The sequence below is a fragment of the Rhizobium aureum genome (assembly GCF_030182495.1).
GTDB classification, from domain to species: Bacteria; Pseudomonadota; Alphaproteobacteria; order Rhizobiales; family Rhizobiaceae; genus Rhizobium; species Rhizobium tropici_C.
The window spans coordinates 102,820-125,568 of sequence record NZ_JAQJCI010000009.1 but is presented as its reverse complement, the minus strand read 5'-3'; the positions used below and the strand labels follow the sequence as shown (position 1 = coordinate 125,568).

The following is a 22,749-nucleotide window of genomic DNA, read 5'->3' as shown; positions in this document are numbered from 1 at the left end:
ATGCGGCGGAACTAGTCACCACAATTTTAGAGCGTTTCGCGCCTCGTTCCCATGCGAGGCAATGGTGAGGGATTCTGCCATCGGAAACGCGACAGCGGAGACAGGGCATGAATTGGACAGACGAACGCGTCGAGAAGCTGAAAAAGCTATGGTCCGAAGGGTTGAGCGCCAGCCAGATCGCTGCGCAGCTCGGTGGCGTGAGCCGTAATGCCGTTATCGGCAAGGTACATCGCCTGAACCTTCCCGGCCGAGCGAAGGCCGGCGGCACGGCAACCGCGACGCGCACGCCGAAGCGCAGTGCTGCAGCACCCCGCGCCACGAGCTACGGATCGCGCGTTGCAACACGGACGGTCGTCACCCGCCAGCAGGGCGTAACCATGCTGAAGGAAGAGATCGAGGTCGATTCCGTCAACGAAATCCAGTATCGCCCGGCTGCGAACGTCGTCGTTCCGATCTCCCGCCGCCTCGGCCTGACGGAGCTGACGGAGCGCACCTGCAAATGGCCGGTCGGCGATCCGCTGAAGGACGATTTCCACTTCTGCGGCAATGACAGCCCGGATTCGTCGCCCTACTGCACCTATCATCAGCGCATGGCCTACCAGCCAGTGCATGACCGCCGGCGCAACAACGGCTGAAAGTGACAGCAAGACAAAGAGCAACAGGCCCCTCGAGGCCCGTTTTTCTATTTCCGCCGCTCCTGCATAATTCCTTAAACCGGAATCGATTTAAGAGAAAATTATGCAGCATTTCAAGATGTTACAGCGACCTTAACGCGTCTTGAAAGACGCGTGGAGCTGTAATGTTGATACCCGAGCGGCAAGCCGCTCAGGCTTCCATGGAATAGCCCGCGCCGCGAACGGTACGGATGACATCCTGCATATTGGAGAAATTGAGCGCCTTGCGCAGGCGGCCGACATGGACGTCGACCGTGCGTTCGTCGACATAGATATCGTGACCCCAGACGCCGTCGAGCAGCTGCGAGCGCGAGAAGACGCGGCCGGGCGAGGACATCAGGAATTCCAGCAGGCGGAATTCCGTCGGCCCCAGCCGCACTTCGCGGCTCTTGCGGTGAACGCGATGAGTTTCGCGATCGAGCTCGATATCGCCGCAACGCAGCACCGTGGAGAGCACCTCCGGACGGGCACGCCGCAGCATCGCCTTGACGCGGGCCATCAGCTCCGGCGTCGAGAACGGCTTGACGACATAGTCGTCCGCGCCGGTCGAAAGCCCGCGCACGCGCTCGCTTTCCTCGCCGCGGGCCGTCAGCATGATGATCGGCAGGCGCTCCGTCTCCGGCCGCATGCGCAGCCGGCGGCAGAGCTCTATGCCCGATACGCCGGGGAGCATCCAGTCGAGGATCAGGAGATCGGGGATGCGCTCCTGGAGACGCAGCTCAGCCTCATCGCCTCTTAGGATCGTGTCGACCTCGAAGCCTTCGGCCTCAAGATTGTAGCGCAGCAGAACGCTGAGCGCTTCCTCGTCTTCTACAACAGCAACTCTCGGAACCATGCGCTTATGGTCTCCTTTCTTCACTTCCAGATTATTCCGTCACCGCGCCGACGGTATTGGCGGTATCATCCTTCGGACGCTCGCCTTCGGGCTGAGCGCCGGTCGCCATGTAATAGATCGTCTCGGCGATGTTGGTGGCATGGTCGCCGATGCGCTCGATGTTCTTGGCGCAGAAGAGAAGATGCGTGCAGGTGGTGATGTTGCGCGGATCTTCCATCATGTAGGTCAGCATCTCGCGGAAGAGCGAGGTGTACATGGCGTCGATTTCCTCGTCGCGCTCACGGATCGATACGGCCTTGTCGGGCGAACGGGTGGCGTAGACATCCAGAACTTCCTTGAGCTGGCTCAGTGCCAATTCGGAAAGGTGTTCGATGCCGCGGGCGAGACGGCGCGGAACGCCGGTGCCCTGCACGGCGATGACGCGCTTGGCGGTGTTCTTGCCGAGATCGCCGACGCGCTCCAGATCGGAAGCGATGCGGATCGATCCCATGATTTCACGAAGGTCGGCTGCCATCGGCTGACGGCGGGCGATGGTGACGATCGCCTTGTCGCCGACTTCGCGCTCGGCATGGTCGAGAACGACGTCGTCGGAGATGACCTTCTGCGCAAGGGCAGCATCGCTTTGGACCAATGCGCGTACGCTGTCGCTGACCATCTGCTCGGCCAGGCCGCCCATTTCCGCAATACGGCGCGTCAGGAACTTCAGGTCTTCGTCATAGGCAGAGAGAATGTGTGTGGAGACCATTTTTCTATCCTCAAGGTGAACTGTGTGAAAGGGGCCGCGCGCTTGATATCATCAACCAAAACGGCCCATGATGTAATCCTGCGTGCGGTAATCGTCGGGATTGGTGAACATTTTATCGGTGTCGTTCTCCTCGACCAGATGGCCGAGATGAAACATTGCGGTGCGCTGCGAAACGCGGGCGGCCTGCTGCATGGAATGCGTCACGATGACGATCGTGAAGTTTTCCCGCAGCTCGTGAATGAGATCCTCGACCTTCGCCGTTGCGATCGGATCGAGCGCCGAGCACGGCTCGTCCATCAAGATGACTTCCGGACTGACGGCAACGGCGCGCGCAATGCACAGACGCTGCTGCTGACCGCCCGACAGGCTGGTGCCAGCATCATGAAGCCTGTCCTTGACCTCGCCCCACAGGCCCGCCTTCTGCAGGCTGGTCTCGACGATATGATCGAGATCGGCCTTGGAGCGATGCAGGCCATGGATGCGCGGCCCGTAGGCGACATTTTCGTAGATCGACTTCGGAAACGGGTTGGGCTTCTGGAAGACCATGCCGACGCGGGCGCGCAATTCCACGACATCGATGCTGTTGTCGTAGACGTCCTGATCGTCGAGCGTAATCTTGCCGGTGACGCGGCACGTGTCGATCGTATCGTTCATGCGGTTGAGGCAGCGCAGGAAGGTGGATTTGCCGCAGCCGGAAGGGCCGATGAGGGCCGTCACCGTATTGGCGCGAATCTTCAGGTTGACGTCGAAGAGCGCGCGCTTGTCCCCGTAGAAGACCGAAACGTCCTGGCCGATCATCTTGTAGGGGATCGTGGTCATCTTCTTGGCCAAGGCTCTTTCGCTTGCCGCTTCGCTCATCATGTTCATTTCTCGGCCCTCCCTTACCAGCGCCGCTCGAAGCGGCGGCGCAGCAGGATGGCGCCGATGTTCATCGCGACGAGGAAGAAAAGTAGGACGATGATGGCGCCGGACGTCCTTTCGACGAAGGCACGCTCGGCTTCGCTCGCCCACATGTAGATCTGCACCGGCAGCGCCGTCGAGGGATCGAGGGGCGATGTCGGATAGTTGGCGACGAAGGCGACCATGCCGATCAAGAGCAGCGGCGCCGTCTCCCCGAGAGCATGAGCAAGCCCGAGTATGGTGCCCGTCAGGATGCCCGGCATGGCGAGCGGCAGGACATGATGGAAGACCACCTGCATGCGCGATGCGCCGAGGCCGAGCGCGGCGCTGCGGATGGACGGCGGCACGGCGCGCAGCGCCGAGCGCGTCGCGATGATGATCATCGGCAGCGTCATCAGGCTCAGCACCAGCCCACCGACGAGCGAGGCCGAACGCGGCAGTCCCATCATGTTGATGAAGACCGAGAGGCCCAGCAGGCCGTAGACGATGGAGGGCACCGCTGCGAGGTTGTTGATATTGACCTCGATCAGATCCGTCAGCCGGTTCTTCGGCGCGAACTCTTCCAGATAGATCGAGGCTGCAACACCAACCGGCAAGGCAAGCGCGAGCACGGTCAGCATGAGGTAGAGCGAGCCGATCAGCCCGACGCCGAGGCCGGATGCTTCCGGGCGGCTGGAATTGCCGGCCACAAAGAGACCGGTATTAAACGCCTTATAAAGCGCGCCGCTTTCGCTGAGTTGCTTCATCCAGGCAATCTGCCGGTCGGATATCTTGCGATCCTTCTCGTCGACGGTGAGATCGATCTGGCCCTTGTTGGCGGAATCGATATTGGCGCTGGCAAGGAAGGTGACGTTCTGCGTCGTCCCTATGATCGAGGGATTGGCGACGACCCTGTCGCGCAACGCGATCCTGGCGCTATCCGATACCATCGCCGTCGCCTCTCGGACGAGCGCGCGATTGGTGGGATCGATGCTCAGGGCTTTCACCAGCGCGTCCCGCACCAGCACAAGGTAATTGGCACCGATCAGCACCTTCGGATCCGTGGCCCGCTTGGCCGCGGGGTCGATCACCTCCTCGGTGAATTCGATCGGCAGAGTGATCGATGTCTGAACAAAGGCGCTGTAGCCGGTGCGCACCACGGTCGAGACCAGGATGGCAAGGAAGACGAGGCCGAAGATAACGGCCGTGACGCCATAGGCGCGGAAGCGGCGCTCGGCGGCATAGCGCCGCTTGATGCCGATATCACGCCGCGCCGGGGCGCCTAGCGTGAGGCCCCGCGGCATATTCGACATCGGGGAGGATACGACGCCGCTCATTCGTATTGCTCCCTATAGCGGCGGACGATGTAGAGAGCGTAGACATTGAGGCACAGCGTCAGGCAGAACAGCGTAATGCCGAGTGCAAAGGCGACGAGCGTCTGCGGCGAGGTGAACTCCAGATCGCCGGTCAGCTGATTGACGATCTTCACGGTCACGGTCGTCATCGGCTCGAAGGGATCGAGCTGCATGCGGGCGGCGACGCCGGCAGCCAGCACCACGATCATCGTTTCGCCGATCGCGCGAGACGCGGTCATCAAGAGGGCGCCGACAATGCCCGGAAGCGCTGCCGGCAGCAGGACGCGCTTGACCGTTTCGGAACGCGTGGCGCCAAGCCCGAGCGAACCGTCGCGCAGCGACCGCGGCACGGCCATGATAATATCGTCCGACAGCGAGGAGACATAAGGGATGAGCATGACGCCCATGACGAAGCCTGCCGTTATCACGCTCTGAGCCTCGATGAAGCTTCTGTAATCTCCCGTCAACAGACCATTGATCTCGGCAGAGATGTCCCTGAGGAAGGGACCGACGGTGACGAGGGCGAAGAAGCCGTAGACGATCGTGGGAATGCCGGCCAGAACCTCCAGCATCGGCTTGGCGATGGAGCGGACTCTCGCCGACGCATATTCGGCCATATAGATCGCGGCGAACAGACCGATGGGTACGGCAAAGAGCATGGCAACGAAGCCGATATAGATCGTTCCCGCCAGCAGCGGTATCAGGCCGAAGGTGCCCGAGGTCTGCGAGCCGGCGCCGGTGAAGCGCGGATCCCAGACGGTTCCGAAAAAGAATTCCCTGGCGGGCACCATGCCGAAGAAGCGCGCCGCTTCCGAAAACATCGAAACGACAATCCCGCCCGTCGTCAGAACGGCAATGGAGGAGGCAACGATCAGTGCGCCGAGAATGACCTGCTCGACACGGTTGCGGGCGCGGAAACGCGGAGCGATAACGCGCAGGCCATAGAGCGCGCAAAGCAGCGACAAGAGGATCGCCACTGCGGACATCACCATGCGGCTGATTTCGCGCATGCCGTTGTATTTGTTGGCGGCATCGATCATGTAGCCGGTGGGACGGATGGCGAGCGGCACGCCCTTCTGCGCCAGCAGCAATTGCAGGTCGGCCGTGCCGCCGGCAACTTCCGCAAGCTCCTGGCTCTCCAGCAGGCGCATACCGCGGGCGATGCTGCGCACCATGCCGTAGCTGAGATTGAGCTCCGCCTGCGGCAGAGACTTTACCTCCTCCGGAAAGGATTTGGTCACCAGGCGATCAATGACGATGGGACTGGCGATCAACCAGGCGCAGACGAGCGCTAAGGGCGGAAGTACCGCCCATATGGCGGCATAGGCGCCGTGATAGCCGAGCCGGGAATGCATGGACGATGGCCTGCCGCCCGATAGCGCAGCCGCCCTCACCCGCCCCAGCACAAAAGCGGAGGCGCCGATGACCGACAGGCACAGCAGCAGCAGCGATACACTCATTCCCATTCCCCGGCCCATTCCCCGGCGAACGCCGGCGCAGCGAAAAGCCACGCTGGTGCTCGATCCTTACGCACTCACATGATCTTTCCGCCCGAGAAATCCTTACGGATCTGGTCGCGCTCAGCATCCGGCGCAGGCACGAGGCCGTATTCCGCCAGCGGGCCGTCCGGTCCGATCATCTGATCGCTCGTGAAGAAATCGACATATTCCTTGAGGCCCGGGATGACTCCCAGATGAGCCTTCTTGACGTAGAAGAACAACGGCCGCGACACAGGATAGGTGCCGTCGGCGATCGTCTGCCCCGAGGGCACGATGCCGCCGACGGTGGCGACCCTAAGCTTGTCGGCATTGTTCTGGAAAAAGTAGAGGCCGAAAACGCCGATGCCATGCTTGTTGGCATTGATGCGGGCCTGTGTTTCCGGATAGTCGCCGTCGATATCGACCGCAACGCCATCCTTGCGCACCGCGATGCATTTTTTGGCCTGCTGGTCGGCATCCTCAACCGCGGCCTTGATCACACCGGCCGCACCGGAAGCCTTACAGCCGGCAGCAAGCACCTTTTCCTCGAAGACTTCGCGCGTGCCGTGCTTCTCGCCCGGAATATAGGCCGCGATCTCGAAGTCCGGCAGCGACGGGTTGATCTGCGACCATTTTTTGTAAGGATTGGCAACCAGCTTGCCGTCGACGACGACCTCGGCAGCGAGCGCCTTGTAAAGATCGACCGGCTCGAACCTGATATCCGGATTGCTCTTGTCGAAGGCGAAGACGATGCCGTCATAACCGATCTTGATCTGCTGGATATCTGCAACGCCGGCGGCCTTGCAGGCTCGAACTTCGCTGTCCTTGATCGGCCGCGACGAATTGGCGATATCGATGGAATCCGTTCCGACACCCTTGCAGAATTCCTTCAGGCCGGCCCCGGAGCCACCGGACTCCACAATGGGAGTCTTGAAATTGGTAAAAGTCTCGCCAAAGGATTCGGCGACGATCTTGGCATACGGAAATACCGTAGACGAGCCGGCGATCTGGATTTGATCGCGCGCCATGGCAGCACCTGAAAAGGCGGCCGACGCAACCAGCGCAAGAATGGATAATTTCAAAGCATTCATAATGAATCCCCTAATGAGCTTTGAAGAGCGCCGCGGCGGACGCCACATCCACCTTTTCAGCCATCCATTCTTACCGGCGAAAACACCGCCCTTTTATGTCAGGCGAGTGAAACAATTATGACAGTCCATCTAACTGAAATTGTTTGGATAAATGCGACCGGAAATAGAGGTTTCACAGAGGCATTCAGAAACGGACGGTAAAGTCGGTTCCCTTCCCCACTTCCGACTTGACGATCAATCTGGCGCGGTGGCGGGTGAGAATGTGCTTGACGATGGCAAGCCCGAGACCCGTGCCTTTCTTGGAGCGGCTGTCCTCAACGTTTACGCGATAGAAGCGCTCGGTCAGACGCGGCACATGTTCTGCGGGAATCCCTGGCCCCTTGTCGGAGACGACGACCTCGACGGCCTGGCCGGCATCGCTTTGGAGGGATACGTCCACCGACTTGCCTTCCTGACCATATTTGCAGGCGTTCTCGATCAGGTTTTCGAAGACCTGCACCAGCTCGTCGCGATCGCCCAATACCTCGACCTTGCCGGGCGGCAGATGCAGGTTGATCGAGACGTCGAGATCTCCGGCAAGGGGAAGCAGCGAATCGCGCACATGGCCGAGCAGCGGCACCAGATCCACCTTCTGATCCGGCGCGATATGCGACTTCAGCTCCAGCCTGGACAGCGACAGCAGGTCGTCGACCAGCCGGCTCATGCGTGTCGTCTGGTCGAGCATGATCCCGAGGAAGCGCTGCTGCGCCTTCGGATCCGATTTGGCAGGTCCCTGGATCGTCTCGATGAAGCCCCGCAGCGACGCGAGCGGCGTGCGTAATTCATGGCTGGCATTGGCGACGAAATCGGAGCGCATGCGATCGATGTGGCGCAGCTCGGATATGTCTCGGAAGGAGAGCAGGAAAAGCGCTTCCGCCTGCGCACCCGTCTCCGGCACGTCGATGGGCGCGATGCGGACAACGTAGACCCGCTCCGAGGGCAGGCGCTCGGAATGCTCGATCTGGTTCGGCGTGTTGGTCGCGATGGTTTCGCGCACCATGTCGAGCAGGGCCGGCGAGCGCAGCTTCGAAGAAATATGGGCGCCGATCGGAAACGCACCGAAGGCTTTTTCGACTGCGGCATTCTGCAGCAGCACGGATGCCTCACGGTCGATGATCAGCGCCGGCATATCGAGCGCCGCCAAGCCTGAGAAAACGGTATGCAACAATGCCTGCGGATCGACCGGCGCCGGTTCGGCCTGCGACGGCATCACCACGCGCTCCACCAGCGGCGGGCGCAGCAGCGCGACGATTACGACGATGATCCAGATCCAGACGACGGCACCGGTATTGATGCCTTCAATGAGCGCAAATATGGCGATGAGCGTCGCCAAGACGAGGATGGCAACCTCCTGCCGCAGCCGCGCCGCCAACTTCCTGACAAATGACCATTCGTCTTCCAAATGCGCCCGTCCTTTCGCCTACCATCATGGAATGCTGGATTCCGCGTCTTAGACGTGATTCATGACAGAAGTATTCGGCTCCATCCACAGAAGCCGGTAACTGACCATAATAAATGTAGCCGGCAAAAGAGGAAGTGGGCAAAGGGCTTGAAACTATTGGATAAAAGCGCCAACTTCCCCGAAGAGCTTTTTTGCCGCGGCCGAGCGGCAGGATTAACGAAGCGTAAACGACCGAGGAGCCGATAGATGGGAGAGGAAGCGGAAAGCCGCGCGGTGGAACTGGATATCCATGGCACAAAGCGCCTGTTCGATGTCGACGATCCCGTTCTGCCAAGCTGGATCGATGACCAGGCGCTGACATCAGGCGACTATCCCTACAAGAAGAAACTCAAGGAAGAAGAATATCTGGAGGAGCTGAAGGCGCTGCAGATCGAGCTCATCAAGGTGCAGTTCTGGCTACAGGCGACCGGCAAGCGGGTGATGGCGCTGTTCGAAGGGCGCGATGCCGCCGGCAAGGGCGGATCGATCGCTGCGACCTCGGCACATATGAACCCTCGCCTGGCGCGCGTCGTGGCACTGACCAAGCCAACGGATCGCGAGGCCGGCCAATGGTATTTCCAGCGCTATGTCGCCCAGTTCCCGACGGCGGGCGAATTCGTGCTGTTCGACCGCTCATGGTACAACCGCGCCGGCGTCGAACCGGTCATGGGTTTCTGCACACCGCAGCAATACGAGCAGTTCCTGAAGCAGGCACCCCGGATGGAAAAGCTCATCGTCCAGGACGGCATACATTTCTTCAAATTCTATCTCGATATCGGCCGGGAGATGCAGCTGAAGCGCTTCCACGACCGGCGTCATGATCCGCGTGCCGTGTGGAAGCTTTCCTCCATGGATATCGCCGCCCTGCCGAAATGGAAGGATTACGGCGAAAAGCGCGATCGCATGCTGGAGGAAACGCATACCGATCACGCGCCCTGGACCGTCATCCGCGCCAACGACAAGCGGCGGGCGCGCCTGAACCTCATCCGTCACATTCTGCTGACGCTCGACTATGACGGCAAGGACAAGAAAGCCATCGGCGAGATCGACGACAAGATCCTCGGCATGGGAGCAAGCTTTTTCAAATAGGCGAGAGCTATCCGACTCGAAGCTTACTGCCCGGGCAGAACGCGGATGGCATAGACATTGACGCCACGAGCCTTGCCGTCGACATCGCTGTTGATGACGAGGCGGCCGGGACTGGTCGGCGCCAGCGAGCGATCGAACTGGATCTGGAAAAGCGCATCCGTTTTCTGGCGGCTGACGGTGAAGCGATGACGTCCGCAGCGGCCGAGCGAGCCGAAATCGCATTCCACGGTGATCTGCGTCGGCGCATCCGAGGTGGACTGCAGTGTCAATGCGATCGTCGATGCCTTGCCTGCCATCTGCTGCAGCACATTGACGGGCACTTCGACCGTGGCATTGCCGTCCGAACCGCTGCTGAGCGAGGTCAGCCGCACGGCCGGTCCCTCATTCTCCGAGACATTCTCCGCCTTCGACTGCTGGCCGGTCGTAACCTTCTGGGCGTCCGTCGGCTTCAGGACTTCGACCCATTCGTCGGAGAAGCTGTTCTGCGGGTCGATGGTCGCCAGTCCAGGATTGACGGGACCGCTGTTATCGTCCTCCTCGGACGTATCGTCATCGCTGCTGTTGCCGCTGAAATCCTGCGAATCGACATGCGCCGGCGGGTTGCGCACGCTCGTATCTCTCTGCGCGGCGGACATGAACACGCCCGATGTCTTGATCCACCAGGCACCGACACCAAGGAAGGCAAGCAGGATGCAGAAGATCAGCAGGCGCGAAAAAAATTTGCGCGGCTTGCGGCGCACGGCCGCCCGCTCCGGCTTGAAATTCATCGATCGGGTCCGAGCTGGCGCATCGGCTACGGAGTGCGTGTCGCTATCTGCACCGAGATGATCGGCCGGACCGGCGCGCATGTCGCCGAAATCGCTCTCACGCGCCGCTGATGCCACCGACATCGGCTCGGCGGCCTGAGGCGCACGCGCCGAAGGCGGCGGGTCGCGGGTTTCACCGCGCACGCTCATGACGGGATCCGGCCGCTGCACGGTTTCCACCTCATGTGCGGCGGGGGAAACATGCGGGGCGTCGAGCTGCGGCGAAACTGACACCTCCTGTGCCGGGCGGGTGCGCTCCTCGGCCTCGATCTGCCGGATCGTCGCCTCCAGCCGCTGACGCTGGGCGGAGACAACATCGATATCGGTAATGTCCTGCTTGCGAAGACCGGCTTCCAGCGCCTGCCGTGCCGATTGATAGATACGAGCCCGGATTTCCGGATTGGCGCGATCGGACCGCTCCAACGCGCTTCTGATAGCCGTTTCTAATCCGCTCACATCAGGTCCTTTACTCTTACTCGCGGCATACTCGCGTACTCCACGAGCAAGACAGCCATACTTTTATCATTCGTTAACCGGATTCGGTAACGCCCCATCCGGCAATACGCAAGCCTCCGGCTGACGCTGCGGGCACTCGGGCGGGGATAAAGGGCAAAGACGACGCAAATGGGGTGGAGGGAGGCAGTAGGCAGTAGGCAGTAGGCAGTAGGCTGAGCGAAAAACCGCGATCGCGGATGCGGTCAATCACTCAGCCTATTGCCTATTGCCTATTGCCCATTACCCATTGCCTACCGCCTCCATCTTCCCCTCACGATCCACATCTGCTATCCCTTTGACGTTTTCGTAAACGTCAAATATCGGATGATGTTCATGGCCCTTCCCTCCATCCTGACCGAACGTCTGCGCCTGCCGGTTGTGGCTTCGCCTCTCTTCATCATCTCACACCCGGCGCTGACGCTGGCGCAATGCAAGGCTGGTGTGGTCGGCTCCTTTCCGGCGCTCAATGCGCGCCCGGAAAGTCAGCTGGACGAGTGGCTGGCGATGATCACCGAGGATCTTGCCGCATACAATGCCGCAAATCCGGAGCGACCAGCAGCTCCATTTGCCGTCAATCAGATCGTCCATACGTCAAACAAGCGCCTGGAGCACGACCTCATGCTTTGCGTGAAATACAAGGTGCCGATCGTCATTTCCTCGCTCGGCGCCGTGCCCGAGGTGAATGCGGCCGTGCATTCCTATGGCGGCATCGTGCTGCACGACATCATCAACAACCGGCATGCGAACTCGGCGATCCGCAAGGGCGCGGACGGGCTGATCGCCGTGGCAGCGGGTGCCGGCGGCCATGCCGGCCAGCTTTCGCCCTTTGCGCTCGTGCAGGAAATCCGCGAATGGTTCGACGGGCCGTTGCTGCTGGCCGGTGCCATCGCCACCGGCGGCGCGATCCTGGCGGCGCAGGCGGCCGGCGCCGACCTCGCCTATATCGGCTCGCCCTTCATCGCGACGGAAGAGGCGCGCGCGGCGGACGCCTACAAGCAGGCGGTCGTCGAGGGCACCGCCGCCGATATCGTCTATTCCAACTATTTCACCGGCGTCCACGGCAATTATCTGAAGCCCTCGATCCGCGCCGCCGGCCTGGATCCCGACAACCTGCCCGAAGCGGACCCTTCGAAAATGGATTTCGAAGCCGCCACCACCGGCGTGAAGGCCTGGAAGGATATCTGGGGCTCCGGCCAAGGTATCGGCGCCGTCAAATCCATCCGGCCAGTTTCAGCCCTCGTCGACAGATTGGAAGCGGAATACCGGCAGGCGCGCGCCCGGCTGTCGCTTTGAGCAGCGCCGAAAAGCGGTTCTTTTTTCACAAGCGTCTCGCTTTTTTGCCAATTGGCAATTTGAGCGCTTGAAATCTGACCGCATAGACTGTATCAGCGCCATGCAAATCGCGGGGCCGAACCGAATGCTCCGCAGAATGCCGCTTTAGCTCAGTCGGTAGAGCACATCATTCGTAATGATGGGGTCACGTGTTCGAGTCACGTAAGCGGCACCATTTGTTTCCAAACACTGAGCATGAATGAGCCGAGCTGCCGTTCCTTGGCGCCTCTTCGCTCTATGTTCGTGGCTGCAGTATCGCAGTCCGAAGCGCCCTATTCAGGGATCGAATGCAATCCAGAACAAAATGGATTGCATTCGAGTTTCGAAAGTGTGAGCTGATGATGGCTGAACCGGAGACCTCAATGAAGCTCATAAACGCAATCGCCGTTACCGCCTATCTGGCAGCTGCTGGAACGGCGTTGGCAACGCCTGCAGAGAAGCCAATGCATCTGCTCTGCAAGGGTGACGGCGATGCTGACGTATCCGTTCACCTGAACTCCAAAAAGCAGTTCGGCCACATCCTCAGTTGTGTCAGCGGCCCGTTTATCTCCGACATGACGCCTTGTGCGCCCAATGGCGGATACGGTCTGTCAGCATCCACCGGATCAGCGGCTCTCGTCGGCGTCGTCATGCGCCCGCAGGAATATCAACGCCACCTTGGCGGTGTCACCGCGTTCAACCGGCAGGGAGAGGACGTGACCTTCATGGGAGGTTTCATGGGCTCGAACGGCTTGCAAACGTCCTGGACTTTGAAGCTTGATCCCGAAGGCAATGCGGTCGTTCGCGACAAGGAAGGTTCAACACCCTATAAATGCAAGCCTTATACACCCCAGTAACTTCAAATGAGCCATTTTAAAATCAGCGCGCGGCCAACCACTATGGCCCCTTCGACCTAAGTCTGACCGTCTCGCTGCCGGCGGATAGAGCGGCTTTATGGCGATGCGTTGAATGCAGGCGATTAATACAACCAAAGATTCAGATTTCGATGGTTCTGTGCATCCCGGGACAAGGCTCGGGGGATGCACCATGAAAATTGCCGTTGGCGTAGCGACGTGCGGTCGCAAGGCGATTCTCGCCGCAATGATCGACAGACTGGCCGCACAGGTACGCAAGCCGGATCACCTCTTCCTGTGCCCGACCAAGGACGGCGATATCGACATGGCGCGCTTGAGTTCCGCGCCGTTTCCAGTGACGGTCCTCTCCTCGCCGCAGGGAAGCTGCCCGCAGCGCAATGCGATTATCGACGCGGCTGTCGGCATCGATGTGATCGTCTTCTTCGATGACGATTTCTTCCCGGCAACAAACTATCTTGCCGAAGCGGAAGCCCTGTTCGAGGCGGATGAAGAGATCGTAGTGGCGACCGGCGAGGTCATCCGTGATGGCATCCTCGGGCCGGGCCTGACTGCGAAGGAAGCGGACGAAGCGCTCGCAGCCGATGCCACGCCCTTTCCGGCGCCGGTGATCGAGGACACGCATAACGCCTATGGCTGCAACATGATCTTCCGCCGGAAGGCGATGCTCGCAAATGGTATCTATTTCGACGAGGATCTGCCGCTCTACGCCTGGCAGGAAGACGTGGATCTCTGCCGGCGGCTTCGTCCCTTCGGCAAGATCGTCAGGTTCAATCGCCTGCGCGGCGTCCATCTCGGCGTCAAGGCCGGGCGCACATCGGGCCTGCGCTTTGGTTATTCTCAGGTTGCCAATCCGCTCTATCTCGTCAAGAAGCGTTCCGTCTCGCTCAAATGGGCGCTCAAGCTGATGGGCGGCAACGTCGCCTCAAACCTCGCCGGCTCCCTCAACCCGCCGCCCTATATCGACCGCCGTGGCCGTCTGCAGGGCAATCTCATCGCCTTCGGCCATCTGCTGAGTGGGTCGCTGGATCCGAAGCATATCAACCGGATGTGAGGCCGCGCAGCATTCGCCGCACGGCCAAAACCGAAGTTCGGCGTTTGGATCGCCCCGTTCCGTGATAGAGATTGAAACCGGCCGCATCATCGGCGGCGTCCGTCGTTCTTCATTTCCTATCGTCTATCGTTTCAAGGACATTATCATGATCCACGTTCTCGCCATCCTCACCGCGAAGCCCGGCAAGCGCGCCGAGGTGCTCGACATCTTCCAGGCGAACGTTCCGGCCGTTCACGCCGAAGACGGCTGCATCGAATATACCGCCGTCGTCGATGTCGGAGGAGCAGATCCTGCCTTCGGACCCGATACGTTCGTCGTGGTCGAGAAATGGGAAAGCATGGAGGCGCTGAAAGCCCATGCGGCGTCCGCGCACATGGCCGCTTACGGCGAGAAGGTGAGCCATTTGATGGCCGATCGCGCCGTTCACGTTCTGACCCCGGCTTGAGCCGGCCAAAGCCTGGCAAGCCGGTAGTAATCTCCTCAAAGAGCGGCGCCGAAAGGCGCCGTTTTGCCATCGGCCGGCTGGTCAGTTGTGCGAGAAGTGCGGCTGGCTGTAATACCGCCAATGTCTGCCGCCGCCATGCCAGCCGTAATAGCCGCCATGACGGTATCCATCTCCACCGTACCAGCCGTGATGGTGGTGGTGGTGAAAGCCGCCGAAACCGCCAAACAGACCGAACGAGTAAAGTGGCTGATAACCGCCATAATAGGGTTCATCATAACCGTAATAGGGCCGGTAGTAATACGGACGGTAATACGGGCGATAGTAATGGCGAGGATAATAGTAGTGACTATAAACCATCACTCGGTGGTGATGGTGGTGCCAATGATGGTGGTGACGACGCGCCTCGGCGTGGGTTGCAGGCAGCGCGAGCATGCCTAGCGCTATGAGCGCTGTTGCCAGAATTTTCATTTCCAGCCTCCTTGAATGTCGGACGCAAACGCGACTCGGATCATTCGCGTCGTCCGGACCAGTATATAAACGCAGCCGAGCCTTTGATGGTTCCACTTTGGGGTGGCCGCAGGCACTTTCGCGGTGCGCTTTATCGCGCCGCGACGTTAACGGTCAGGACGCGAGGCAAGGTCAATCGCGCCGGCTGTCGAAAACGGCGCTCAAGGCGCCGTTTTCTCATCTATCCGCGACTGTCAGTTATGCGAGAAATGCGGCCGGCTGTGCCAGCGATGATGGCGTGAGCCATGCCGCCAGCCGTAATGGTGATGCCAGCCGTGATGAGGGCGGTAATAGTGGCGGCGATGGTGATGATGCTTCACGACAGGCCGATGATGGTGCCAGCGGTGATGATGATCACGCGCCTCCGCGTAAGTAGCGGGTAAAGCGAGAATACCAAATGCGATAAGCGCCGTTGCAAGAATTTTCATCTAATGGTCTCCTTGGGTGCCGAACGTGCCCCCCGGCTATGTACGCCCGGACTAACCTACCTGAACGCGAAAATGGCGCAATAGTTCCGCTAGCTTCGGGAGGGCAGGCGCTTTCGCGGCGTCACCATATCGCCGATCAATTCGCGAACCGCCTGCTGGATCAGCCGGCAGGCTTCGACCGAAGCTTTGCGGCCATTATGAGCGAGATGGTAGGAGAGCGGCAAAAGCTCATCCGGATCGACGATGCGCACCTTGTCGGCAATCGGTAAGGCACTGACGCGGCCGAGGAACGAGACATAGCCGTGGTTGGCGACGAGATCGACGATGACAGGCAGCGAGTCGGCCGAGGTGATATCGCGACCGCGAAACCGGCGGCGATCGCGGCTGTCATAGCCGAAAGCAGTCGCGGCATTGCCGATGCCGGTGCGCGGGCTCGGCACGCAGAGCGGATGGTTTTCCATGAGCGCGGCAAAGGTCTGCTCAGTGCTATCAGGCGGCGCAATCGCCACCATGTCCGTCGCCACCAGCTCCATATGTTCGAAAGCGTCGAGGCCGAAGACGGAATCCACGATGGCGACGTCGATGCGGCCGGACCGGAGCGCTTCGCGCAGATCGTCGGCCGTCATCAGCATGAGCGACAGCATGTTGCTGTTACCGCCGATGTTCCAGCGCGACACCAGGCTTGCAAGCGAGCGCGCCACCCAACTCTCCGAACCTGTGGGAATGATCGATCCGATGCGGACCGCACGCGCAGTGCGCTGGAAGCGCTCGTCCGCCGCCGCTTTCATCTCGTCCCAGGCCTGTGCGATCGCGGCGAGAATGGCGTGAACCTCCTGCCCCGCTTCCGTCAGCACCGAGCCCTGTGCCTGCCGCTCGAACAGGCGGCAGCCGAACAACTCCTCCAGATTGGCGATCTGCAAGGAAAGCTGCGGCTGGCCGAGACGCAGGCGTCGTGCGGCGCGATTGATGCTGCCCTGATCGGCGACTTCGAGAAAACGTTCGATGGTGGCGATCTTCAACGGCAGCCGCGCGGCCCACTGGTCATAATCCGCCGGCGCCGGCGGCTCTTTCATCAGGACTGAAAGCCGGCGGATGCTGCCGAGAATAGGCTGCAGCCCCTTCTGCACCTTCGAGCTCGCCAACAGGGTCGCAAGCTCGCCGGATGCCCGCTCGACCAGCTTCATGGCAAGCTCGGTCTCGAGCCGGCGCAGCGCACCGGAGACGGTCGACGCTGAAAAGGACAGACGCCGCGCAGTTTCCCTCACGGAGCCAATGGAGAATACCATATCGGCTACGAACAAAGCACCGAGATACAAATCCCATCCCCTTATCCGCAGCACGCATCCTGGCTCGGCCGCAAGAAGATCAACGATATCCCGACGATATGATGTGTTCTTGAAAAAAGATATCCCTAAGCCGAAAAGCGACAGCTATCGTTTCCTGGTCGCCTCACTGATCCAGCCGCAAAAATGAGATCGGAACAGCGCCAAACGGGTAAGGGGAACAAAAACAAACGCACTTGCCCCCGAAAAAAGAAATCCAATTTCGCGCGAATGTCGAGTACGCTCGTCATAATCGCGCGACTGCAACGGGAATCGGGCGACATCGATTTTTCCGCGATACGCGCTATGTGCCTGAAGCAGCCACGAATTCGCCTGTGGGCCGCCGGCCCACTCGAAGCCTGCCTGTCCGGGTAGCGGCCTTGCCAGGCGACGCGGACAAGCAGAGCAAAGATTTAACGGGGTACAAAGGGAAACATCATGTTCAAGAAGCTTGCACTTGCCGCCACGCTGACGGCGCTCCTTGCCAGCGGCGCCAACGCCGCCGACGTCGTCGTCTCTTCGAAGATCGACACTGAAGGCACGCTGCTCGGCAACATCATTCTCGCAGCACTCAATGCCAACGGCATCAAGGCGCAGGACCGCATCGCGCTCGGCACGACGCCTGTGGTCCGCAAGGCGATTACCGCGGGCGAAATCGACATCTATGCCGAATATACCGGCAATGCCGGCTTCTTCTTCAACAAGGCCGACGATGCGGCCTGGAAGAATCTGCAGCAGGGTTACGATCTGGCGAAGAAGCTGGACTATGATGCCAACAAGATCGTCTGGCTGACGCCTTCGCCCGCCAACAATACCTGGGCGATCGCCGTGCGCAACGATGTCGCCGGCCCAGCCAAGCTGAAGACCATGTCGGACTTCGGCAAGTGGGTCGCTGGCGGCGGCCCAATCAAGATCGCGGCCTCTTCCGAATTCGTCAATTCTCCGGCAGCCCTGCCGGCTTTCGAGACCACCTACAGCTTCAAGCTGAAGCCGGATCAGGAAGTCGTGCTCTCGGGCGGCGATACCGCCGCGACGATCAAGGCTGCGGCCGACCAGACCAACGGCGTCAACACGGCGATGGTCTACGGCACAGACGGCGCCATCGAAGCGGCCGAACTGACCGTGCTCGAGGACGACAAGAGCGTGCAACCGGTCTATGCGCCGACGCCGATCATCCGCGAGGCTGTGCTGAAGGCCAATCCGAAGATCGAAGAGGTTCTAGCTCCGATCTTCAAGGGCCTGACTGCCGATGTGCTGCGCAAGCTGAACGGCCGCATCCAGGTCGATGGCGAGCCGGCCAAGGCTGTCGCCGAATCCTACCTCAAGGACAATGGCTTTCTGAAGTAAGGCATCGACGCTGCTCTGGCGGCTCCATTTTGATAAGGTGGAGCCGCGGACATTTGAATGGGCATGGTTTTGTCCGAACCCGCCTTGAATTCTGGGCTCATGCGCTGACGGAGCTTGCCTGATGGAAGATGCACTAGCGGTCCGTCGAGTGGACCGTCTCGGAGTGGTGCTGGTGGCGGGCGGCGCGCTGGCAATGGCCTGGGCGCCCTTCATCATCGTCAAGGCAAACCGCATCGCCGCCGGCAAGCCGCAGCTGCTGACGCAACTCATTGCGCAGCCGGCCGCTGTGGTCTTGCTTATTCTTCTGACGGCAGCAGCGCTTGCAGCACTGTTCCTACGCAATCAGATCATCCGCCTCGGCATTGCCACGCTTGCGATCGCCGCACTGATCCTCACGCTCGGCTTCGTCTCGACCGCCGCGACGCCAGCGGGCAGCACCGTGGCCCGCATCACACCCGGCGGCTCCTTCTGGGTGCTGCTGGCCGTCGTGGGGCTGATGATCTCGGATGCTCTGGTGAAGCTGCGGCTGACGCCATGGCTGAGGGTCGCGGCGCTGGCGCTCTATGCCGCCCTGCTTACCGTCGTCCTGCGTTCCGGCCTGCTCGACAATCTCTCGATCATGAAGGAATATGCCAACAATGCCGACAAGTTCTGGCACGAAGCGCTCAGCCATGTATTCCTTTCCATCGGCTCGGTTGCGATCGCCATCGTGCTTGCGCTGCCGCTCGGCATCTTCTGCTATTGGCAGCCGCGCATCCGTGCCGTGGTGCTGCGGGCGCTGAGCCTGGTGCAAACCATTCCGAGCCTGGCGCTGTTCGGCATCCTGATGCTGCCGCTCGGCTATATCGCCGCCAACGTTCCTTTCGCTGCCGAGATCGGCGTCAAAGGCATCGGCGTGGCGCCGGCGCTGGTAGCGCTCGTTATCTATTCTCTGCTGCCGATCGTCGCCAATACTGTCGTCGGCCTTGCCGGCGTCGATCCTTCCGTGCGCGATTCCGCCGCCGGCATGGGCCTGACACGCCGGCAGATCCTGACCGGCATCGACCTGCCGCTCGCCTTTCCGGTCATTCTCACCGGTATCCGTATCGTGCTGGTGCAGGCAATCGGCCTCGTCACCGTGGCGGCGCTGATCGGCGGCGGCGGCTTCGGTCTCTTCATCTTCCAGGGCATCGGCCAGACAGCCAATGACCTCGTTCTGCTCGGCGCCGTGCCGACGGTCTTTCTCGCCTTCTCATCGGCCGTCATCCTCGATGCGGTCATCGACAGCATTCGGGGACAACGCGCATGACCAGCATGATCGAGCTCAAGGGCGTCACCAAGCGTTATGGCAGCGCGACTGTGGTCGATAATGTCAGCATGAGCATGGAAAAGGGCACGATCACCGTTATCGTCGGCACCTCCGGCTCCGGCAAGTCGACGCTGATGCGCATGATCAACCGGCTGGTACCAATCACCGAAGGTCACATCTCCGTTGCCGGCGAGGACATCATGAATGTGCCGGCGACCGAGCTTCGCCGCCGCATCGGCTATGCCATCCAGGGGCACGGGCTTTTTCCGCATCGCACGGTCGCGCAGAATATCGCCACCGTCCCCGAGCTGCTCGGCTGGGAAAAGACGCGCATCGATAGTCGCGTGGAAGAACTCCTCAATCTCTTCCATCTCGACCCCGGCACCTTTGCCGGCAAATATCCAAGCCAGCTTTCCGGCGGCCAGCAGCAGCGCGTCGGCGTCGCACGCGCACTCGCGGCGGAACCGGAATTGCTGCTGATGGACGAGCCCTTCGGCGCGCTCGACCCGGTCATCCGCGGCAAGGCACAGGACGATCTGCTTGCCATCCAGAAGCAGTTTGGCACCACCATCGTCCTCGTCACCCACGATATGGACGAAGCCTTCCATCTCGGCGACCAGATCGCCGTCATGAGCGAAGGCAAGCTTTTGCAATGCTCCGAACCCGAGAAGATCCTGACCGAGCCGGCCGATCCTTTCGTGCAGCAGCTGACCGGTACGTCCGACCGGGCCTTGAAGCTGATGTCGTTGCTGCCGCTGAAGGAAAGCATGCAGCCGCCGCGCCCCGGGCTCGGTCACAGCCTGCCGCAAACCCTCAATCTGCGCGATGCACTGGCGGAATTGATCTGGCAGGGCGCGGACGAGGCGACGGTCGAGGACGAGCGCAAGACGCCCGTCGGTTCGATCTCGATCCAGCATCTGATCGAGCTGGGCCGCAAAGCATGAAATTTCTCGCCGCCAATCTCTTCCGCCTTCTCGCGCTGGCGCTGCTGCTGGTGCTGCTGTTTTATCCGGAATGGCTGACGCCTGTCCTTGCGCCGCTGACCAAGTTCGGGGCGTCGCCGATCTATACGCAGAACAGCCTGCCGAGCCTGGCGCTCAGCCATCTCGAACTCATCCTGATCTCGATTGCGGCAAGCGGGATCCTGGCCGTGCTTGGGGGCATCTTCGTCACACGGCCGATCGGCGCCGATTTCCTGCCGCTGTCGCGGGCGATCGCCAATGCCGGGCAGACCTTCCCGCCCGTTGCCGTGCTGGCGCTTGCGATCTCGACCACCGGCTTCGGTGCGGTGCCGACCTTGATCGCGCTGTTTCTCTATGCGCTGCTGCCGATCTTCGAGAACACGGTAGCCGGCCTGCAGCAGGTGCCGGCCTCGGTGCTCGACGCCGCCGACGGCATGGGCATGAGCGGCTGGCAGCGGCTCTTCCGCGTCGAATTGCCGCTCGCCTTGCCGCTGATCATCGAGGGCTTGAAGATCGCGACCGTCATCAATATCGGCACGGCGACGATCGGCTCCACCGTTGCCGCCAAGGGGCTTGGCGAAGTCATCATCGCCGGGCTGATCAACGACAACACTGCCTTCATCCTGCAGGGCGGCCTGATCGTCGGCCTGATGGCGGTGCTAATCTATGACGGCATGGAGATGATCGAGCGGTCGGTCACCAGCAAGATCGGATTGCAATCCCATTGATAAGGCGACCGCCAGCCCCTTCAAGGCCGGCGCCGCACATAGGTTTATCAAGTGCCTTCGCCGGAAGGCAAAGGCGCGCCGGGCAGGTAAAGCGAGACCGGCCTGATTTCATAGACGGCCGTGGGATTGGCGCGGCGCAGCTCGCGCGCAGCTTCGACGGCCGCATCGAGCGTCGGAAAATCGACGACGTAGAAGCCGAGCAACTGTTCCTTGGTTTCGGCAAATGGGCCATCGATGACCAGTCCCGCACCCGGCCCGCGCAAGGTGACGGCCCTCTGGGTCGGGCCGAGCCGCGCGGCTGGTCCCAGCGATTTCTGCGCGACCAGGCGATCATTGATCTCCAAAAGCTCCGTCATGAGCGCGGCATCCTCCTCCTTGCTCCAGGATTCAACGATACCTTCCTCGTGATAAGCCAGAATGGCATAGTACATGGTTTCCCCCTTTGAGCCGAATACTTGAGCGCCGGGGAGTTAAGCAGACGGATCGAAATCCAGAAACCCCGAATCTGCACGCAAACAAAGGTGGAGCGATTTGCGACATGCTTGCCTTGACAACCCGGCGGTGGCATTGGCTTTGGCTATATCTTCCAAAGACCGATGGAGGCGCCGATGGCCAAGATGATTCATTCGATGATCCGCGTGCTCGACGAAGCGCGCTCGATCGAATTCTACGACAAGGCATTCGGCCTGAAGACCGCCGACCGGATCGCCTTCGAGACCTTCACGCTGATCTATCTCAGCAATGCTGAAACCGGGTTCGAACTGGAATTGACGATCAATCAGGGCCGCACCGCGCCCTATCCATTGGGGGAGGCCTACGGTCACCTCGCGGTCTCGGTCACGGAGCTGAAAGACGAACATGCGCGGATGACCGCGCTGGGGCTGAACCCTGGCAAGATCGTCGAACTCAATCGGGATGGGAAGCTTTTTGCGCTCTTCTTCTTCGTCACCGACCCTGACGGTTACAAGATCGAAGTGGTGCAAAGGCATGGGCGGTTTCAATAAAACCACGCATATCGGCACCCCGCGTCTGCGGGGCCTGCCGAACCGGCTTTATCAGCGCGCTCACATCCAATAGGGCGGCACGCCAAAATAATCGTGGCTCTTGTGGCCATGATTCTTATGGTCGTGATCGTCCTTGGCGGCGAAACGGCATGCCTTTTCGATGTCGTTCTTGGTCATGCTGACGCGATAGCCGTCGATGCGGGCATCGTAGCGCAGCTTCTCCCACGGCAGCCGGTAGTGCTCCTGGCCGATGCCGAAGAAGCCGCCGAAGCTCAAAATGACGAAAGCGATGCGTCCATCACTTTTCTCGAGCATCAGGCGTTCAATATGACCAATCTGCTTACCGTCCGAGCCGAATACCCTGGATCCCTCGACGCGGTCGCAGGCGACCAGCATCGACATGTCCTTGATGTAAAGGTCACGGCCCGAGATCTCGGCACTCTCTTTATGCATATGCGCACCTCCTTTTGGATACGCGTCACATAAAATCGTGGAGCGTCCGATCTGCTCTTTGGGGCAGCACGATGCTCCGATGGGTTTACACCCACGGGCCT

The 22,749-nt window shown here is 60.7% G+C and carries 24 protein-coding genes and 1 tRNA gene; 12 read left to right on the top strand and 13 right to left on the bottom strand.

Annotated elements, in window-relative coordinates:
* Positions 1–107: 107 nt before the first annotated feature.
* Complete coding sequence (locus PH552_RS20890) at positions 108–635, top strand: GcrA family cell cycle regulator (protein WP_183762590.1); 528 nt, start codon at positions 108–110, stop codon at positions 633–635.
* Between the two features lie 190 nt (positions 636–825).
* Here the strand turns inward: PH552_RS20890 and phoB are convergent, their stop codons facing one another.
* From phoB to phoR, 7 genes are all read right to left on the bottom strand, one after another.
* The gene (gene phoB, locus PH552_RS20885; protein WP_004128368.1) at positions 826–1,509 is read right to left on the bottom strand and encodes a phosphate regulon transcriptional regulator PhoB; all 684 of its coding nucleotides are present in this window, start codon (positions 1,507–1,509) and stop codon (positions 826–828) included.
* Between the two features lie 31 nt (positions 1,510–1,540).
* Positions 1,541–2,254, bottom strand: coding sequence for a phosphate signaling complex protein PhoU (gene phoU, locus PH552_RS20880; RefSeq protein WP_112343740.1), 714 nt, complete (start codon positions 2,252–2,254; stop codon positions 1,541–1,543).
* Positions 2,255–2,305: 51 nt separating this feature from the next.
* Positions 2,306–3,121: a phosphate ABC transporter ATP-binding protein PstB gene (pstB, locus tag PH552_RS20875; protein WP_112343739.1), complete on the bottom strand. Its 816-nt coding sequence runs from the start codon at positions 3,119–3,121 to the stop codon at positions 2,306–2,308.
* 14 nt (positions 3,122–3,135) lie between these two features.
* Complete coding sequence (pstA, locus tag PH552_RS20870) at positions 3,136–4,470, bottom strand: phosphate ABC transporter permease PstA (protein WP_183762588.1); 1,335 nt, start codon at positions 4,468–4,470, stop codon at positions 3,136–3,138.
* A complete protein-coding gene (gene pstC, locus PH552_RS20865; protein WP_183762586.1) occupies positions 4,467–5,948 on the bottom strand; it encodes a phosphate ABC transporter permease subunit PstC in 1,482 nt (493 codons plus the stop codon). Before pstC ends, pstA begins: the two co-directional genes overlap by 4 nt.
* A 74-nt stretch (positions 5,949–6,022) precedes the next feature.
* Positions 6,023–7,057: a substrate-binding domain-containing protein gene (locus tag PH552_RS20860; RefSeq protein WP_183762584.1), complete on the bottom strand. Its 1,035-nt coding sequence runs from the start codon at positions 7,055–7,057 to the stop codon at positions 6,023–6,025.
* A gap of 184 nt (positions 7,058–7,241) precedes the next feature.
* A complete protein-coding gene (gene phoR, locus PH552_RS20855) occupies positions 7,242–8,498 on the bottom strand; it encodes a phosphate regulon sensor histidine kinase PhoR (RefSeq protein WP_112343735.1) in 1,257 nt (418 codons plus the stop codon).
* Between the two features lie 246 nt (positions 8,499–8,744).
* Between phoR and ppk2 the strand changes: the two genes are divergently transcribed.
* Complete coding sequence (gene ppk2, locus PH552_RS20850; protein WP_112343734.1) at positions 8,745–9,626, top strand: polyphosphate kinase 2; 882 nt, start codon at positions 8,745–8,747, stop codon at positions 9,624–9,626.
* Positions 9,627–9,649: 23 nt separating this feature from the next.
* On the opposite strand, the gene PH552_RS20845 is transcribed toward ppk2, so the two are convergent.
* Positions 9,650–10,888, bottom strand: a complete 1,239-nt coding sequence (locus PH552_RS20845) for a hypothetical protein (protein WP_183762582.1) — start codon at positions 10,886–10,888, stop codon at positions 9,650–9,652.
* Between the two features lie 372 nt (positions 10,889–11,260).
* Between PH552_RS20845 and PH552_RS20840 the strand changes: the two genes are divergently transcribed.
* The 5 genes from PH552_RS20840 to PH552_RS20820 all read left to right on the top strand — a co-directional run bounded on the left by PH552_RS20840 (position 11,261) and on the right by PH552_RS20820 (position 14,609).
* Positions 11,261–12,220 (top strand): NAD(P)H-dependent flavin oxidoreductase, encoded by a 960-nt coding sequence (locus tag PH552_RS20840; RefSeq protein WP_183762580.1) that lies wholly within the window; start codon positions 11,261–11,263, stop codon positions 12,218–12,220.
* 138 nt (positions 12,221–12,358) lie between these two features.
* Positions 12,359–12,434, top strand: a tRNA-Thr gene (locus PH552_RS20835).
* A 112-nt stretch (positions 12,435–12,546) separates the two neighbouring features.
* Positions 12,547–13,095, top strand: coding sequence for a hypothetical protein (locus PH552_RS20830; RefSeq protein WP_183762578.1), 549 nt, complete (start codon positions 12,547–12,549; stop codon positions 13,093–13,095).
* 190 nt (positions 13,096–13,285) lie between these two features.
* A complete protein-coding gene (locus tag PH552_RS20825; RefSeq protein WP_183762576.1) occupies positions 13,286–14,164 on the top strand; it encodes a glycosyltransferase family 2 protein in 879 nt (292 codons plus the stop codon).
* 61 nt (positions 14,165–14,225) lie between these two features.
* Complete coding sequence (locus PH552_RS20820) at positions 14,226–14,609, top strand: putative quinol monooxygenase (RefSeq protein ID WP_285166269.1); 384 nt, start codon at positions 14,226–14,228, stop codon at positions 14,607–14,609.
* Positions 14,610–14,690: 81 nt separating this feature from the next.
* On the opposite strand, the gene PH552_RS20815 is transcribed toward PH552_RS20820, so the two are convergent.
* From PH552_RS20815 to PH552_RS20805, 3 genes are all read right to left on the bottom strand, one after another.
* On the bottom strand, positions 14,691–15,077 hold the full coding sequence (locus PH552_RS20815; protein ID WP_183762573.1) for a hypothetical protein: 387 nt from the start codon (positions 15,075–15,077) through the stop codon (positions 14,691–14,693).
* Between the two features lie 233 nt (positions 15,078–15,310).
* A complete protein-coding gene (locus PH552_RS20810) occupies positions 15,311–15,544 on the bottom strand; it encodes a hypothetical protein (protein ID WP_112343729.1) in 234 nt (77 codons plus the stop codon).
* 89 nt (positions 15,545–15,633) lie between these two features.
* The gene (locus PH552_RS20805) at positions 15,634–16,860 is read right to left on the bottom strand and encodes a LysR family transcriptional regulator (protein WP_112343728.1); all 1,227 of its coding nucleotides are present in this window, start codon (positions 16,858–16,860) and stop codon (positions 15,634–15,636) included.
* A gap of 444 nt (positions 16,861–17,304) precedes the next feature.
* Here PH552_RS20805 and osmF point away from each other — a divergent pair, with 444 nt between their 5' ends.
* The 4 genes from osmF (at position 17,305) to PH552_RS20785 (ending at position 21,191) form a co-directional block, all read left to right on the top strand.
* Complete coding sequence (osmF, locus tag PH552_RS20800) at positions 17,305–18,213, top strand: glycine betaine ABC transporter substrate-binding protein OsmF (protein WP_112343727.1); 909 nt, start codon at positions 17,305–17,307, stop codon at positions 18,211–18,213.
* Positions 18,214–18,334: 121 nt separating this feature from the next.
* Positions 18,335–19,501: an ABC transporter permease gene (locus tag PH552_RS20795; RefSeq protein ID WP_183762570.1), complete on the top strand. Its 1,167-nt coding sequence runs from the start codon at positions 18,335–18,337 to the stop codon at positions 19,499–19,501.
* On the top strand, positions 19,498–20,445 hold the full coding sequence (locus PH552_RS20790; RefSeq protein ID WP_183762568.1) for an ABC transporter ATP-binding protein: 948 nt from the start codon (positions 19,498–19,500) through the stop codon (positions 20,443–20,445). Before PH552_RS20795 ends, PH552_RS20790 begins: the two co-directional genes overlap by 4 nt.
* On the top strand, positions 20,442–21,191 hold the full coding sequence (locus PH552_RS20785; RefSeq protein ID WP_112343724.1) for an ABC transporter permease: 750 nt from the start codon (positions 20,442–20,444) through the stop codon (positions 21,189–21,191). Before PH552_RS20790 ends, PH552_RS20785 begins: the two co-directional genes overlap by 4 nt.
* A 47-nt stretch (positions 21,192–21,238) precedes the next feature.
* Here the strand turns inward: PH552_RS20785 and PH552_RS20780 are convergent, their stop codons facing one another.
* Positions 21,239–21,622, bottom strand: coding sequence for a YciI family protein (locus PH552_RS20780; RefSeq protein ID WP_183762566.1), 384 nt, complete (start codon positions 21,620–21,622; stop codon positions 21,239–21,241).
* 177 nt (positions 21,623–21,799) lie between these two features.
* Here PH552_RS20780 and PH552_RS20775 point away from each other — a divergent pair, with 177 nt between their 5' ends.
* Positions 21,800–22,195, top strand: a complete 396-nt coding sequence (locus PH552_RS20775; protein WP_112343722.1) for a VOC family protein — start codon at positions 21,800–21,802, stop codon at positions 22,193–22,195.
* A gap of 60 nt (positions 22,196–22,255) precedes the next feature.
* Here the strand turns inward: PH552_RS20775 and PH552_RS20770 are convergent, their stop codons facing one another.
* A complete protein-coding gene (locus tag PH552_RS20770; protein ID WP_112343721.1) occupies positions 22,256–22,648 on the bottom strand; it encodes a PRC-barrel domain-containing protein in 393 nt (130 codons plus the stop codon).
* Positions 22,649–22,749 lie beyond the last annotated feature (101 nt).